The organism is Kibdelosporangium philippinense (assembly GCF_021390435.2).
Lineage (GTDB): Bacteria > Actinomycetota > Actinomycetes > Mycobacteriales > Pseudonocardiaceae > Kibdelosporangium > Kibdelosporangium philippinense.
Window position 1 is genome coordinate 983481 of the sequence record NZ_JAJVCN010000002.1, and the last position, 15050, is coordinate 998530.

Annotated in this window: 15 protein-coding genes and 1 pseudogene; 8 read left to right on the top strand and 8 right to left on the bottom strand. The window is 66.0% G+C overall.

Annotation, left to right across the window (positions count from 1 at the left end):
- Positions 1 to 4: 4 nt before the first annotated feature.
- From alr to tsaE, 3 genes are read left to right on the top strand one after another with little or no spacing between them, the layout of a single operon-like run.
- Positions 5 to 1087 (top strand): alanine racemase, encoded by a 1083-nt coding sequence (gene alr / locus LWC34_RS23685; protein ID WP_233727344.1) that lies wholly within the window; start codon positions 5 to 7, stop codon positions 1085 to 1087.
- On the top strand, positions 1084 to 2172 hold the full coding sequence (locus LWC34_RS23690; protein WP_233727345.1) for an alpha/beta fold hydrolase: 1089 nt from the start codon (positions 1084 to 1086) through the stop codon (positions 2170 to 2172). The genes alr and LWC34_RS23690 overlap by 4 nt, the downstream gene beginning before the upstream one ends.
- Positions 2169 to 2639, top strand: coding sequence for a tRNA (adenosine(37)-N6)-threonylcarbamoyltransferase complex ATPase subunit type 1 TsaE (gene tsaE / locus LWC34_RS23695; protein ID WP_233727346.1), 471 nt, complete (start codon positions 2169 to 2171; stop codon positions 2637 to 2639). Before LWC34_RS23690 ends, tsaE begins: the two co-directional genes overlap by 4 nt.
- Before the next feature lie 7 nt (positions 2640 to 2646).
- Here the strand turns inward: tsaE and LWC34_RS23700 are convergent, their stop codons facing one another.
- On the bottom strand, positions 2647 to 3618 hold the full coding sequence (locus LWC34_RS23700) for an Lrp/AsnC family transcriptional regulator (RefSeq protein ID WP_233727347.1): 972 nt from the start codon (positions 3616 to 3618) through the stop codon (positions 2647 to 2649).
- Positions 3608 to 4567, bottom strand: coding sequence for an Lrp/AsnC family transcriptional regulator (locus LWC34_RS23705; protein ID WP_233727348.1), 960 nt, complete (start codon positions 4565 to 4567; stop codon positions 3608 to 3610). Before LWC34_RS23705 ends, LWC34_RS23700 begins: the two co-directional genes overlap by 11 nt.
- A gap of 143 nt (positions 4568 to 4710) precedes the next feature.
- On the opposite strand from LWC34_RS23705, the gene LWC34_RS23710 reads away from it, so the two are divergent.
- The gene (locus tag LWC34_RS23710; RefSeq protein ID WP_233727349.1) at positions 4711 to 6084 is read left to right on the top strand and encodes an MFS transporter; all 1374 of its coding nucleotides are present in this window, start codon (positions 4711 to 4713) and stop codon (positions 6082 to 6084) included.
- On the opposite strand, the gene LWC34_RS23715 is transcribed toward LWC34_RS23710, so the two are convergent.
- The 3 genes and pseudogenes from LWC34_RS23715 to LWC34_RS23725 form a co-directional block, all read right to left on the bottom strand.
- On the bottom strand, positions 6028 to 7269 hold the full coding sequence (locus LWC34_RS23715; RefSeq protein WP_233727350.1) for a carboxyl transferase domain-containing protein: 1242 nt from the start codon (positions 7267 to 7269) through the stop codon (positions 6028 to 6030). The two genes, LWC34_RS23710 and LWC34_RS23715, sit on opposite strands and share 57 nt — an antisense overlap.
- Complete coding sequence (locus LWC34_RS23720; protein ID WP_233728850.1) at positions 7253 to 8623, bottom strand: acyl-CoA synthetase; 1371 nt, start codon at positions 8621 to 8623, stop codon at positions 7253 to 7255. The genes LWC34_RS23715 and LWC34_RS23720 overlap by 17 nt, the downstream gene beginning before the upstream one ends.
- A gap of 246 nt (positions 8624 to 8869) precedes the next feature.
- Positions 8870 to 9547, bottom strand: a pseudogene (locus tag LWC34_RS23725) (SDR family NAD(P)-dependent oxidoreductase); the annotation flags it as partial.
- Positions 9548 to 9650: 103 nt separating this feature from the next.
- Between LWC34_RS23725 and LWC34_RS23730 the strand changes: the two are divergent.
- Positions 9651 to 10214: a TetR/AcrR family transcriptional regulator gene (locus tag LWC34_RS23730; RefSeq protein WP_233727351.1), complete on the top strand. Its 564-nt coding sequence runs from the start codon at positions 9651 to 9653 to the stop codon at positions 10212 to 10214.
- A 42-nt stretch (positions 10215 to 10256) separates the two neighbouring features.
- Here LWC34_RS23730 and trxA read toward each other — a convergent pair whose 3' ends face one another.
- Together trxA and LWC34_RS23740 are read right to left on the bottom strand one after the other, a co-directional pair.
- Positions 10257 to 10580 carry a thioredoxin gene (gene trxA, locus LWC34_RS23735; RefSeq protein WP_233727352.1) on the bottom strand — a complete coding sequence of 108 codons (324 nt, stop codon included), beginning with the start codon at positions 10578 to 10580 and terminating at the stop codon, positions 10257 to 10259.
- The gene (locus LWC34_RS23740) at positions 10568 to 10933 is read right to left on the bottom strand and encodes a MerR family transcriptional regulator (protein WP_233728851.1); all 366 of its coding nucleotides are present in this window, start codon (positions 10931 to 10933) and stop codon (positions 10568 to 10570) included. Before LWC34_RS23740 ends, trxA begins: the two co-directional genes overlap by 13 nt.
- Positions 10934 to 10992: 59 nt before the next feature.
- On the opposite strand from LWC34_RS23740, the gene tsaB reads away from it, so the two are divergent.
- The 3 genes from tsaB to tsaD are packed head-to-tail and all read left to right on the top strand — an operon-like array spanning position 10993 to position 13137.
- The gene (tsaB, locus tag LWC34_RS23745; protein WP_233727353.1) at positions 10993 to 11631 is read left to right on the top strand and encodes a tRNA (adenosine(37)-N6)-threonylcarbamoyltransferase complex dimerization subunit type 1 TsaB; all 639 of its coding nucleotides are present in this window, start codon (positions 10993 to 10995) and stop codon (positions 11629 to 11631) included.
- The gene (gene rimI / locus LWC34_RS23750) at positions 11628 to 12095 is read left to right on the top strand and encodes a ribosomal protein S18-alanine N-acetyltransferase (RefSeq protein WP_233727354.1); all 468 of its coding nucleotides are present in this window, start codon (positions 11628 to 11630) and stop codon (positions 12093 to 12095) included. The genes tsaB and rimI overlap by 4 nt, the downstream gene beginning before the upstream one ends.
- Complete coding sequence (tsaD, locus tag LWC34_RS23755) at positions 12088 to 13137, top strand: tRNA (adenosine(37)-N6)-threonylcarbamoyltransferase complex transferase subunit TsaD (RefSeq protein ID WP_233727355.1); 1050 nt, start codon at positions 12088 to 12090, stop codon at positions 13135 to 13137. Before rimI ends, tsaD begins: the two co-directional genes overlap by 8 nt.
- On the opposite strand, the gene LWC34_RS23760 is transcribed toward tsaD, so the two are convergent.
- Complete coding sequence (locus tag LWC34_RS23760) at positions 13134 to 15050, bottom strand: N-acetylmuramoyl-L-alanine amidase (RefSeq protein WP_233727356.1); 1917 nt, start codon at positions 15048 to 15050, stop codon at positions 13134 to 13136. The two genes, tsaD and LWC34_RS23760, sit on opposite strands and share 4 nt — an antisense overlap.

The following is a 15050-nucleotide window of genomic DNA, read 5'->3' on the forward strand; positions in this document are numbered from 1 at the left end:
CGTTATGTCCGGTCAATACGTGCCCTCCGCGGAGACGATCGTCGATCTCGACGCTCTGCGGCACAACGTCGCCCTGCTCGCCGAGCGAGCCCAGGTTCCTGTCATGGCCGTGGTGAAGGCCGACGGTTACGGCCATGGTGCTGAGCCGATCGCGAAGGCCGCGCTCGAGGCGGGCGCCGCGTGGCTCGGCACGACGTCCGCGGCTGAGGCGGTCAACCTGCGTAACGCGGGCATCGAGGCGCCCATTCTGGCCTGGCTGCACCCGCCCGGTGCCGACCTCTCGGTCGCTGCCAAGGCTGGTGTGGACCTTGGGGTTTCGAACCTTGACGAACTGCGTGCGGCCGAAGGCGCCGCGGTTCACCTCAAAGTCGACACCGGCATGAACCGCAACGGCTGCTCCCCGGAGGAGTGGCCCGAGCTTGTCCGAGCCGCCAAGGGCTACAACGTCCGCGCGATCTGGTCGCATCTGGCCTCCGCCGACGAGCCCGGTAACCCGTCGGTCGACCGTCAGGTCGAACGGTTCGAGTGGGCTTACGAGGTCGCGCTGGCCGAAGGGCTCCGGCCAATGCGGCACATTTCCAACTCAGCGGCCACGCTGACCAGGCCGGACCTCGCGTATGACCTGGTACGCCTCGGTATCGCGATGTACGGGCTCAATCCCGTGCCACAGCACGAAGATCTGCGGCCGGTGATGACCTTTCGGTCCAGTGTGGTCAGTGCGAAACGCACCCGCGCCGGTGAAGGTGTTTCGTACGGCCACACCTGGGTCGCTCAGCAGGACACCACGCTCGCGCTCGTGCCAGTTGGCTATGCCGATGGCGTGCCGCGTGGGCTTTCCGGGAAGCTCGAGGTTTTCGTTGCCGGACATCGGCGTCCGGTTGTCGGCCGGGTCTCGATGGACCAGATTGTCGTCGACTGCGGCGACGACAAGGTTTCTGTCGGCGACGAGGTGATCCTTTTCGGGCCGGGTGACCGCGGTGAGCCCACGGCGCGCGAATGGGCCGACAACTTGGGCACCATCGACTACGAGATAGTCACGAATATGTACCGGCCGCGAGTTCGGCGCCGGTATCTGGGGACGCGGTGAACGGCCGGGTCGCAGGGCTTATCGGCGGCGCGGTCGGCGTTGTGGCGACGGGCGCTGCGATAGGAGCTGCTGTCGTTCGGTCCAAACGCCGCGATATTGAGGACATGTACGCCGACGAGCCGCTTGGGCTCATGCCGCCGAGCCGCACCAGCACGGTCGCGGCGGACGACGGTGTGCCGTTGTCGGTCGAGGAAGTGGACCCGGACGACGGTGGCACGCCGGAGATAACCGTTGTGCTGGTTCATGGTTTCGCGCTGAGCCGGAAATCCTGGCACTTCCAGCGCCGGATGTTCGCCGAGCAGACCGACCCGCGTGTCCGCCAGGTCCTCTACGACCAGCGCAGCCACGGCCGGTCCGCGAGGGCAACCGAAGAGTCCAGCACGATCGACCAGTTGGGCAGGGATCTCGCCGCGGTGTTGCGCGCGATGGTGCCGAAGGGCCCGATCGTCCTAGTTGGACATTCGATGGGCGCGATGACCATCATCGCCTTGGCGGAACAGGATCCTGATCTTTTCGCCGACCGGGTCCGTGGCGTTGCGTTGATCGGCACGTCCGCCGGTGAGATCGGCGCTAGCGGGCTGCCGAGGCCGCTGCTGTCCCGCTACAACCCGTTGACCCGGAGTATGGGAACGCTGGCCGACTGGCAGCCAGGCCTCGTGGAACTGGTCCGAGCCTCCGGTGGTCAGCTGACGCGGCGCGCGGTGCGGCTGATCGCGTTCGGCAGCCGGAGCGTCAGCCCGCGGCTGGTCGACTTCATGATGGAGATGCTCGACGTCACCCCGGTCCGGGTGCTCGCCGACTTCATCGAGACCTTGGGCAGCCACAACAGGTACAAGGCGCTGGCCGGTCTGCAGCACTGTTACGTGCTGGTGCTGAGCGGCGACCACGACCGGATGACGCCGTACTCGCACGCGGAACGGATCGCCGAAGAGCTGCCGGACGCGAAACTGGTCCGGTTACGCGGCGCCGGGCACATGGTGATCCTCGAACAACCCGATCAGGTCAACGAGCACCTGGTCGATCTGGTCAGGCAGTGCGTCAGTGGTCGTGGCGCGGGACGTAGATGGTGGCGGCGCAGGGCATGATCTCCCTTCCAACGGTTGACGACACAGTCGAGTTCGGACAGAAGCTCGGCAAACTGCTGGGCGCGGGCGACCTGGTGTTGCTCGCCGGTCCGCTCGGCGCCGGGAAAACCGTGCTGGTGCGTGGAATCGCGGCCGGGCTTGGCGTGAAGGGCCGGGTCAGCTCGCCGACGTTCGTGATCGAGCGGGTGCACAAGCCTGGTTCGCCGGACGGGGTCGCGCTCGTGCACGTCGATGCCTACCGGTTGATCGGCCATGTCGAAGAGGTCGACGATCTCGACCTCGACTCGGACCTGACCACAGCGGCCGTGGTGATCGAGTGGGGCGAAGGCCTCGCCGAGCAGCTGGCCGAGGACTTCCTGTTGGTACGCCTGGAAAGGCGCCCCGACGACACCCGAGTAGCCACTGTGGAGCCCCACGGTACCTGGACCACCAGGGTGGAAAGTCTCGTGAGTGGTTATCAGGGTTAGAACACGCTTAACCACTCACGAGGGTGGCGCCGCGTTTGACGGTCCTGATGACGGGTGCGGTCTCGATGTGCTTGATCGCGGGCAGTGAGGCGATCTTCGTGGTCAGGTACCGGTAGAACGCTGGCACGTCACGGCAGCACGCGGTCGCGCCGATGTTGGCAGTTCCGGTCATCGCCGCGACGAAGACGATCTCCGGGTGGGACGCGAGGATCTCGCCGGTGCGCTGGATTTCCGATGGCGCGACGGACATCCACATCTGCGTCTCGCTGGTCAGCCCGACCGCCGCCGAGTTGATGTCCACGTCGAAGTACATCGCGCCGCACTCACGCAGGGCTTCCAGCCGTCGCCGGACCCTTGACTCGGACCACCCAGTTGCCTTGGCCAGCTCGGCGAAGCCCGCCCGGCCGTCCAGTTCGAGGACCGCCAGCATGCCCTGATCGGCTTCCTCCAACGGGACTATCTCGTCTGTTATGGACAGTGGCGGCCGGAGCGCCGCCACTTGGTCAGCGGTGAGAAAGTCGGACATCGCCGCGTAGCCGAAGGACTCGTCGCCGAGGAACACGTTGAGAACGCTGTGCGCGGTGACGTCGATGACCCTTGGTGTCTTCGGAAGTTGGTGCAGCAGAAGGTTGTCCGGCTCTTCGGGACTGGTCGACTGTGCGACGCAGGTGATCTCGGTGCCGCCGGAGTTCATCTGCACCCAGTAGGTCCTTGGCCTGCGCGCCAACGCTCGTGCCACGGAAAGTGCGGCGCTTGGCTCCACTTTGATCCGCAGATACCACCGCACTTGCCCGACCCGCCACGGAACCGTCTGCGCGACCACCTTCGCGATCGACTCGGCCCGCAACCGCCGATACCGCCGCGCAATGGTCTGGTCGGACACGCCGAGCACCTCGGCGATCTTGCTGAACGGCGCCCGACCGTCCACTTCGAGCGCGTGGATCAGTGCCCGGTCGATGTCGTCGACTTCAGCTGACAAGGGTGGCACCCCGTTTCACGGTCCGGATCACGGGCGCGGTCTCGATGTGGTTGACGGCCTTGAGAGCGGCGACTTTCGTCGTGAGATACCGGTAGAAAGCGGGAACATCCCGGCAGATCACCGAGGCGATCAGGTTGGCTGTGCCCGTTGTCGCGGCCACGAACGCGACCTCCGGGTGGGCGGCCAACGCCGTCCCGACGTCCGCTATCTCGGCAGGCGGAACCGACATCCACATCATCGCCTCGCAGGTGAAACCCAGCAGCTGGATGTCCATGTCGACGTCGTAGAACAGCGCCCCGGCAGCGCGCAGGTGATCGAGGCGCCGCCGGACGGTGGATTCCGACCAGCCAGTGGCCTTGGCCAGTTCCATGAAGCCCGCGCGACCGTCTTGCTCAAGTACCGCAAGCATTCGGTGGTCGGCGTCGTCGAGTGTGAACACCTCGTCGGTCGGATGGATCCGTGGCCGGAGCTGCTCGACCTGGTCCCTCGTCAAGATGTCGAGCAGGCCGAGGTGCTCGGCCGGGCCACCGAAGAATACGTGCAGCAGGCTGTGCGCGGTGACCTCGTTCACCCGCGGCGTCTTGGGAAGCTGTTGCAGGAGAAGCGCATCCGTGTGCTCGGCGGTGTGTGACTGCGCGACGCAGCCGATTTCCGTGCCACCGGAGAACATCCGGACCCAGTACGTGTCGGATCGCCTGGCCAGCGCGGACGCGACCGGCAGCGCCGTCGCCGGTGCGCACTTGATCCTGATGTACCAGCGCACGTGACCGACTCGCCACGGTGAGGTCTGGCCGACCACCCGGACCGCGGAAGACGCCCGCAACCTGCGATAACGCCGTGCGACGGTCTGGTCTGACAGGCCGAGTACCTCGGCGATCTTGCTGAACGGCGCCCGGCCGTCGATGTTCAACGCGTGGACCAACGCCATATCGGTCTCGTCGAGTTCCACGCCGCCACGATAGCCCGGCTGTCGGTTTCCGCCACCAAGCTGGGGTGAATGTCGAAAAGCGTCGGGCGGGCCGCGATTGTGGCAATCCCAGCCTGCCGCGAGCAATCCTCTGACTGTATCCACAGTGTCCTAAGGAGAACGACATGGGGAAGTGGTCCCCGCTGGTCGCGGTCTGCCTCGGCGGGTTCATCCTGCTCGTCGACGTCACGATCGTGACGATCGCGCTGCCGGAAATGGCGCACACGCTCAATGCCTTGCTCAATGGCCTGCAATGGGTCATCGACGCGTACGCGCTCGCGCTCGCCGCGCTGGTCCTGGCGAGCGGTTCGCTGACCGACCATATCGGCCGGAAACGGACATATCTGGGCAGTCTGGTGATTTTCGGTATCGCGTCCCTCGCATGTGGACTCGCGCCGAACATCGAAGTGATGGTGCTCGCCCGTGCCGTGCAGGGGATCGGCGGCGCGGGAATGCTGGCGACGACGCTGGCCATCGTGAACGTGACGTATCACGGCCGGGATCGGGGAATCGCGCTCGGCATCTGGGGTGTGGTCGCCGGTGCGGCCGCTGCGATCGGGCCGTTGTTCGGCGGGCTGCTGACCGAGTCCTTCGGCTGGCGGTGGATCTTCCTGGTCAACATCCCGATCGCGATCGTGGCGGTCTGGCTGACCGCGAAGGTGGTCGCGGAGTCGAACAACCCGAACGCCAAGGGAGTCGACGTGCCCGGCGTGGTGACGTTCACGGCGGGAATCGGTGCCGTCACCTTTGGACTGATGGAGGCCGGGCAACACGACTGGGGCTCGGGCCGGGTGCTCGGCTGGCTCGCCGCCGGGCTGGCGATGTTGATCGTTTTCGTTGTCCTGCAAGCACGCAGCGAGAAGGCGATGCTGGATCTCAAGCTGTTCCGGCAGCCGTCGTTCTCAGTCATCCTGTTGGCAGCTATGGCGTTCTCGTTCGCGGCATTCGCGTACACGCCGTTCATGTCGGTATGGCTGCAGCAGCGACTTGGCTTGCAGCCGTTGACAGCTGGTCTTGTGATGGTGCCGATGAGCGCGGCAGCGCTCGTGATCGCCGGTACGGTCGGCAGGCATCTGCATTCGGTGCCGTTCCGGTACACGCTCGGCATCGGGCTTGCCCTGATCGGCGCGGGCGGCTTGCTGTTGACGACCGGCGACAGCTGGATTGTCACCTTGCCGGGGCTCAGCGTCGCCGGGTTCGGCGTTGGTATCACTGGACAAGCGTTGCCAGGCGCGATCATGGCCACGGTTCCGCACGAGCGCGCGGGAATGGCTTCAGGCGCGCTGAACACGTTCCGTCAGCTGGGAATGGCGTTGGGTGTGGCGGTTCTCGGCACGGTCGTCGCGCACGCCACGAGTTTCGAAAGTGGACTTGAGCAGTCCTATGTGGTCGCGGGCGTCGTCGGCATCGTTGTCGGTGTCCTCGCCCTTGTGGTTGTCACGTCACGCAATGCCGTCCACAATCCCAAGGTCGAGCAGGTCCTGGGGGCGGAGGCGTAGCTGGTCGGCGAGGTCCTCGGCCGAATCTCGTTTCAGGATCCCGGCGGCCAGTTCCGGTGCTATCACAGAGAAATACGCGTCCGGCGTGATCCAGGTCCGACCGGCTCCGGCGAGTGCGAGCGCACCGCCGGAGCCGCCTTCGCCGATCACCAGCGTGGTCACCGGGATATGGGCGGCGGCGACCGCGGCGAACACGCCCGAGATCGCATCGGCCAGCCCGGCGGATTCCGACGCGGCATCGTTGGCGGCACCGGGAGTGTCGACCAGCGTCAGCACCGGAATGCCGAACCGGTCAGCCATCGTGATCAACCGGCTCGCCGTGCGATATCCGGCTGGACGAGTCGCGGTTCCGGTCTGTGCCGCGAAAGCGACCGAACGACCGGCACGCCAGCCGATTCCGCACAGCATCCCGGGATCCACGCCACCGCTCCGGTCGCCGTTGATCAGGGCGTAAGTGTCGAAATAGGACTCAAGGTACGCCGAAGCGCGCGGTCTTCGCGGATCACGTGCTCGCTTTACCGCGTCCCATCCGTCAGTCGGAAGTTCTGTTCTGCCAAGGGCTTTCGGCACGTCCGCAGGCTCGGGTGTGCCGCCAGTCAGCAGTTCGAGCCAGGTCACAAGCGTCGCAGGCAGCGTGCCCGGTGTGACCACAGCGTCGATCAGACCGGCCGCGAACTGGCCTTCCGACGTGAAAACGGGATGGTGAACGTCCTCGCCCGAGCGGACTCGGCTGCCGCCGAACGCGACCTGGGCGCCGGAAACACCCAGAATCACGTCCGCGCTGGCGCCAAGCGACGCCCACACCCCACCTGTCGTGGGATTGCGCAGCACAGCCACGTGCGGGACTCCGCTTTCCTTGTTGAGATGGCATTCCCTGGCCACACGCTGCAGTTGCAGCAGCGAGAACATGCCTTCCTGCATCCGGCTGCCGCCGGTCGCCAGCAACGAAACCACGGGCATCCCGCGCGCGCGGGCTGTGGACAACGCGTGCACGAGACGGTCACCTGTCGCGGTGCCGACCGAGCCGCCGAGGAAGCGGAAGTCGAACTCGATCAGCATCACGTCGATGTCGCCGATCAGGACTTGGCCGTACGTCACCGATTCCTCGACGCCGGTCGTGTGGCGCGCGCGAGCCAGTAGCTCGTCGTAAGCTGGCCAGTCGAGCGGGTTACTGGCCGAGTGCACGCTTGGTCACCTTGCCCATTTCGTTACGCGGCAACGCATTCAGGAACCGGACGACCCTCGGGCGCTTGTGCGGTGTCAGCAGTGTGGCCACGTGGTCGATCAGTTCCTGCTCGTCAGGCCGTTCACCAGCGGGCACGATCCACGCCACGATCCGCTCGCCGAGATCCTCGTCCGGCTCGCCCGTCACCGCGACCTCGGCGACAGCGGGGTGCTCGAGCAGGACGTTCTCGATCTCGCCAGCGCCGATCTTGTAGCCGCCGCTTTTGATCAGGTCAGTGGCCCGTCGGCCGACGATCCTGACGTAACCATCAGGGTCCACAGTGGCCACGTCGCCAGTCCGGAACCATCCGTCCCGCAACGCTTCCGCAGTCGCGTCCGGGCGGTTGAGGTACTCGATGAACAGATTCGGACCGCGTACCTCGATCTCGCCGATCTCCCCATCCGGGATGGTATTGCCCTGCTCGTCGACGATCCGCAGGTCGACGCCGTCGACCGGCGGCCCGACCGTGCCCGGCCTGCGTTCCCCGTCGGCACGGACACTGCAGTTCATCAGCGTTTCGGACATCCCGTAACGCTCGACAATCCGCTGGCCGGTCGCCTTGAAGATGCGCTCGTGATCACTGGCTGGCAACGCGGCCGACCCGGACACGAGCAGCCGCGCCTGCCCGATTGCCTTGGCCAGCGTGTGATCGGCCTCGGCATCGGCGGCGATCCGGTGGTACATCGTCGGCACGCCGAACATCATCGTGGCGTCACCGGCGAGCTCGCGCGCGACGGCCTCGGACGAGAACTTCCCGATGTGCCGCACGGACCCACCGCGCCGCAACGGTCCAACGATGCCCAGAATCAAGCCGTGCACGTGGAACAGCGGAAGCCCGTGCACAAGGACGTCATCGGATGTCCACTGCCAGGCCGTAGCCAGTGCGTCCAAATTGGACACGATGGCTCGGCGCGGCAGCACGACGCCCTTTGGCGGCCCGGTCGTGCCGGACGTGTACACGACGAAAGCAGGCTGCGTCTCGGCGATGTCGAGCTCAGGAAGCGGTGCGGACGCGGTGATGTCGACGTCTTCTTCGCGAAGCGCGATGTCCGGCTTGCTGTCGGTGAGGATGTGCTCGAGTTCGCGCGTGCCGATCTTCGGATTGACCGGGACAACCGGAATCCCGGCGACCAGCGCGCCGACGACGGCGACCGCGGTCTGGATGCTCGGTGTCGCCCACACAGCGACTCGAGTCTTGCCCTTGATCTGCGCGGCGACAGCGCCCGCGGCACCGGCCAGCTGCCGGTAGGTCAGTTCCGCGTCGTTGAAGCGCAGTGCTGGGCGGTCGGTAGCCCGGGTCAGCTCACCAAACATGCAAGCCACTATGCCGGGGCCACGTGCGGTCAGCCCAGTGTGGTGAGCGACACCTCCCACAACCGCTCGGCCGTCTCCAGGGTTGAGCGCGTATGGCGCGACGCCCCAGAACTCACCTGGCCGGCGAGGTTCGGCCTCCTTGACGTCCTCGAAGTACTTCCCGCCGACTTGGTCGAGATCAGGCGAAGTCGCCAGATAGATGGACGTCGCCGCGCCCTGTTGTGGCGTTTTGACGAACCTGGTGCCACCGACCTCCTTGCGTCGCTGATCAAGCTCCTCCTTGGGCATGTGCCGCTGCAGGTTGGTCATGATCGAGCCGGGGTGCAGCGCGTTGGCGAAGATGCCCGCGTCCGCCCAACGCCTGGTGGCCTCGACGGCGAACAGGATGTTGGCCGTCTTGGACTGGCCGTAGCCGAGCCAGGGCGTGTACTCGCGCCACTGGAAGTGAATGTCCTCGAAGACGATCGGGGAGAACAGATGTCCGCTGGAGGCCACGGACACGATCCTGGCGCCATTGGCATCCGCCAAGGCCGGGTAGAGCCCGGTGGCCAGGGCGAAGTGACCGAGGTGGTTCGTGGCGAACTGCAACTCCCAGCCTTCGGCGGTGCGCGTGAGCGGCGGCGCCATCACGCCCGCGTTGTTGATCAGAAGGTGCAACGGGCCTTCCCATGCGTCCACGAAGGCTTTGACCGAGGCCTGTGATGACAGGTCGAGTGGGGCGATGTGCGCCTTGATCTCGTCAGCGACGGTCTGCGCGGCTTTCATGTCACGTGCCGCGATGGTCACCTCGGCGCCCGCGTTGACGAGCGTGCGAGCAGTCTCGATGCCGATGCCGGAGGCGCCGCCGGTCACGATCGCGCGCTTGCCGGTGAGGTCGATCCCGGCGATGACTTCCGCGGCGGTGTTGGTCCTGTCGAATGCCATGAGCTTGGTGTCTTTGCCGGTAGAATATGAAACGGAGGGACCTCCGTTACCTCTTCAGGTTATGCGGAGGAGCCTCCGCTTGCAACTCGTTGAAGGAGGACCAGTGACGGCTCGCCCCTTGCGTGCGGACGCGCAGCGCAACCGAGACCGGCTGATCGAAGCGGCCGTCGAGGCGTTCTCGCAGGGCGGGACGGACGAAGTCACGCTCGAGGCGATCGCCAAAGACGCCGGAGTCGGGATCGGGACGTTGTACCGGCACTTCCCGACCAGGGAAGCCCTCGTCGACGCGGCCTACCGCGACGAGCTGACCAAGCTGATCGACTCGGCCGCGGAGCTGCTGGGCTCAATGGCGCCTGACGTGGCTTTGCGGACGTGGATGGACCACTTCGTGGCGTACATGATCACGAAGCAGGGGATGGGGGACGCGCTGAAGGCTCTGATCGCTTCGGGCGGAAATCCTTTCGCCGACAGCCGTGAACGCCTGAAGGGCGCGTTGAAACAGCTGCTGGACGCGAGCATCGCGGCAGGCACGATCCGTGCTGACATCGACGCGTGGGACATGCTGGTGAGTCTCAGCGGGGTGGCACTGGCTGGTGACCAGGCCAAGCACGAGCAGATCGGCCGGTTGCTCGACCTGCTGCTGGACGGCCTACGTTTCCGCAGGTAGCCCCTCGTGAGTGGTTACGCCGGTTAGAACCGGCGTAACCACTCACGAGGGTGCCAGGTGCGGTTCCAGTTCCCGCAGCAAAGCGTGCTTGGGGCGGGCGCCGACCATCGAATGCACGAGTTCACCCTTCCGATACAAGTTCAACGTCGGCGCGCCCATGATCCGCTGGGACCGGGCCGTCTCCACGGCCTCGTCCACATCAACCTTCACGATCTCCAAGACCTCAGCCAACTCGCCCGCCAACGAAGCCAGCACCGGCGCGACCATCCGGCACGGCGGGCACCACGTGGCCCAGAAATACACAAGCACCGGCCGGTCAGCCGAAGCCACATGAGCCGCGAAAGTCGAATCCGTCAACGCGAGCATGGTTCCTCCGAAACTGTCTCCAACTGCGCGGCGAGGCGGTCGCGGATCTCGCTGAGCCGGGCGATTCCCGCGTTCAACTCGGCCAGCTTCCTGCGGTAGACCTCGATCGACGCCGGGCAGGCGTCCCCAGACGAATTCCCGGCACGCAGGCATTCGACGAACGGCCGGGTCTCCTCCAGCGCGAACCCGATCTCCAGCAGCGACCGGATCTCCTGCACGAGTCGCAGGTCACTCTCGTCGTACTCCCGGTGCCCGTTGGCCGCCCGGCGCGCCTGGAGCAGACCCTGGGCTTCGTAGTACCGCAGTGACCGCGTGCTCGTGCCCGCGCGCTGGGCCAGCTCCCCGATCCGCATCATGCCCCCACGCTAGGCCTTGACATCGGCGTCAAGTCCAGGCTGCGTACTCTTGGTCAGTGCTCGTTCTCGCCCTTGACACCGCCACACCCGCGGTCACCGCTGGTGTCGTCGACTTCGACCACGAAGGTCTGGCTCGCACCCTGGCCAGCCGGGTCACGGTCGATGCCCGCGCGCACGGCGAGCTGCTGACCCCGCACACCAAGGAGGCGCTGGACGAGGCCGGGCTGAACTACGCCGACCTCGACGCCATCGTGTGCGGTTCGGGCCCTGGCCCTTTCACCGGGCTGCGGGCAGGCATGGTCACCGCGGCTGCCCTTGGCCAAGCGCTTGGTAAGCCCGTATATCCGGTGTCGACGCTGGACGCCATCGCCGCCGACTTCCCTGAGGTGCATCGCCTTCTCGTGGTCACGGACGCCCGTCGCAAAGAGGTGTACTGGGCGCGCTACGAGAACGGTCACCGCGTCGAAGGCCCGGACGTGCGGAAACCGGCGAACCTCGAAGACGTCGATGCCGACATGGTCGTGGGCGCCGAGTTGCTGCAGCGGGCCGTCGAGCCTGCGTCGCCGAGCCCGAATGGCCTGGTCATCGCGGCCTCGCACCTGTTCGGTGAGACGCCTCCGCCGCTCACCCCGCTGTATCTGCGCAGGCCGGACGCGGTCGAGCCGGGCGCGCGCAAGCGGGTGAGCCGGGCGTGACTGTCCGACTCGAACCGCTGCGCACCGAGGACCTTGAGAGGTGCGCTGAGCTGGAGAAACTGCTCTTTCCCGGTGAGGATCCGTGGAGTGTGCGGGCTTTCCAGTTCGAGCTGGACAACGGCAACTACTACATCGGCGCGCACGCCGATCCCGGTGGACTGGTCGGCTACGCGGGCATTTCCGAGCTCGGCAGTCCAGGGAACTACGAGTGCGAGGTGCACACGATCGGGGTGGATCCCGAGTTTCAGGGCAAAGGCATCGGCAAGGCGTTGCTGCGTGACCTCCTTGATCGCGCGGATCAGCTGAACGCACCCGTTTTCCTCGAGGTGCGGACCGACAACGTGCCCGCGATCAGCCTCTACGAGGCACATGGCTTCGAACGGATCGGCGTACGCAGGCGGTACTACCAGCCGTCCGGCGCGGACGCGTACACGATGGCAAGGCCGGGGAGACCCAGTGAGTGACAAGATAATTCTCGGCATCGAGAGCTCGTGCGACGAAACCGGCGTCGGAATCGTCCGGCTGTCCGACACCGGCGAGATCACGCTGCTCGCCGACCAGGTCGCGTCCAGTGTGGACCAACACGCCCGCTTTGGCGGTGTGGTCCCGGAAGTCGCCAGCCGCGCGCATCTCGAAGCGATGGTGCCGACCATGGAACGGGCGCTGGACGAGTCAGGACTGAGCCTGTCCAATGTGGATGCGATCGCGGTGACGTGCGGTCCTGGTTTGGCCGGGGCGCTGCTGGTTGGTGTGTCCGCCGCGAAGGCGTACGCCGCCGCGCTGGACGTCCCGTTGTACGGCGTGAACCACCTCGCTGGGCACGTAGCCGCGGATACCTTGCAGCATGGGGCTTTGCCGTCGGAATGCCTGGCGTTGCTGGTTTCTGGTGGGCATACGCAGCTGCTGAAGGTGGAGGACCTGGCTGGCAAGATCACGGAGATCGGGTCGACCATCGACGACGCCGCGGGCGAGGCGTACGACAAGGTCGCGCGAATCATCGGCCTGCCCTACCCGGGCGGCCCGCCGATCGACAAGGCGGCCAAGCAGGGCAACCCGACCGCGATCAGGTTCCCACGCGGCCTGACCGGCCCGCGGGACCCGAAATTCGACTTCTCCTTCTCCGGTTTGAAGACCGCGGTCGCCCGCTGGGTCGAGGCGCAGGAGTCCGACGGCAAACCAATTCCGGTGGACGACGTCTGCGCGTCCTTTCAGGAATCGGTCGCGGATGTGTTGACAGCCAAGGCTGTTCGGGCCGCGAAGGAACTCGGCATCGGTACGCTCGTGATCTCCGGTGGTGTCGCGGCGAATTCACGGCTCTCCGGCCTCGCGCAGGAACGCTGTGCGGAAGCCGGGATCGAGCTGCGCGTCCCTCGACCCCGGCTGTGCACCGACAACGGTGCGATGATCGCCGCTCTTGGCGCTCACCTCGTCGCTGCCGGTGTCCGTCCTTCTTCGCTTGAGCTGCCAACGGATCCAGGGATGCCCGTCGACACGGTGTATGTCTAATAAGGCCAGAACGACGGGCGCACGTCCACATCGTCAGCGTTGACGAACATGATCCGGTGTCCGAATTGGATCTGGAGATACTTCGTCTTGCCGCGAACAACGGTGTGGTTCGCGGGGTCGAAGGTGGTCGCCCAGTAGTACTCGGACGGCATAGCCTGGCCAACCGAGTACCGCTCACCTGCGGAGAACGTGTACTGCAGCGGTGCCAAAGGCTGCGGCGTGATGTGCGCCGGGTACGCCGCGGCCTCCGGATATGCCCTGCCGTACACCGGAACTGTGGCCTTGCCTGGCTTTGGCGTGACCACAAGGCCAACTCCACCAACGGCGTTCGGCGCCTTGCGCGGGTTGTGGAACCAGCCTTTCTGGCCCAGGTACCAGATCGCGGTCCAGTCGCCACGGACATCCGCGACCGCGAACTGCTGTCCGGTTTCAACCCGGCTGCTGTGGTCGGCGACGTCCATCGTGCCGGGCGAGCCGTCCGGCCGCAGGCCAGGATCCTTCAACAGTGGCGAATTCTCGTCCGGCTCGGCGTGCAGGATGACCGAAGTGGACCCACGCGGCGTGCACGGCTCACCGGCCTTGACACAGCCGGTGAACGCAGGCCTGTTGGTCGCGAAGTCCGGCTTGATCGTGACCAGGCCAAGGTTCCCTGTTGCCTGGAAAGGCGCGCCAAGCAGGTCGAAGTAGTGCGCCCAATCCCAGTAAGGGCCTGGATCCCAGTGCATGCCGCGGACGTTCGCTGGAGTCGTGCCGGGCACGTTGTCGTGGCCGATGATGTGCGCGCGGTCCAGCGGAATCCGGTACTTCGCCGCCAGATAGCGGACCAGTTTCGCGGAGGAGCGGTACATCGCCTCGGTGTACCAGGTGCCGAGCTTGGCGAAGCCCTCGTGCTCAAGGCCGATCGACTTGGCGTTGATGTACCAGTTGCCCGCCTGCCAGGCCACATCCTTGGCCTTGACGTGCTGAGCCACGTGCCCGTCGGCAGAACGCAGCGAGTACTGCCAGCTCACGTATGTCGGGTCCTGCACCATCTTGAGCACGCCGTCCCACTGGCCTTCGGTGTCGTGGATGACGATGTACTTGATCTCCTGCGACTCCGGCCGGTTGCCCTTGTCGTGGTTGCCGTAGGTGAGCACGCCGTCCTTGTTGACGTACTCCTGGTACGGCGCGGGAATCCACTCACAGGCGAGGCTGTGCGGGCACTCCGTGTTGTCCGAAGTGGACTTACGGAGGCCTGCCTTGTCGAGCTGCTGCTTGTTCGGCTGGACGGTGCGGGCATCCAGTTTCACGCGCTGGCCGTCGTCGGTGACGCGCTCGACGCCCTGGTTGATGGTCGCGAACACCTCGTCGGCGAACGTGCCCGCCGAACCGGTGTCACTGGCGCCCGAGTACTTCAGAACCGCGCCATACCAATCGGCAGCGTTGTCGCTGACGACGCCGATGTCCCTCTGGTACTTGGCAAGCAGGGCCGCACCGCCGCGGATGTTCTGCTTGGGGATCGTCCGCAGATCCTGAGTGGACAGACCGGTCAGCGCGGCGGCCTCGTTCACCGTCTGCAGTTTCTGGAGCTGTTCGATCACTGGGCCGGGCTTGGGCAAGAGCGGCGGCCGCGAGTCGTCACCACGAGGATCCTCAGTGCCTTTGTCGTGGTGTGTGCCGCCGCCGGCGTTGGCCGCCAGCACGTCCGTGAGATGCAGCGGGCCGTATCCGGCACTGGTGCTTGGGGTTCCGGCGTTGGCGTCCCACCGGGACTCCAGATAGGACACGCCGAGCAGGACGCTTTCCGGTACGCCGAACTCGGCCGCGGCCGCGCGGAAGTCGCGTTGCCGCGCCTGGTCGGGCGGTTCAGCGCTGGCCGGGGTCACACCGAGCACAAGGCCGGCGACCGTGGCCAGGATGAGGGCAGAACGCAT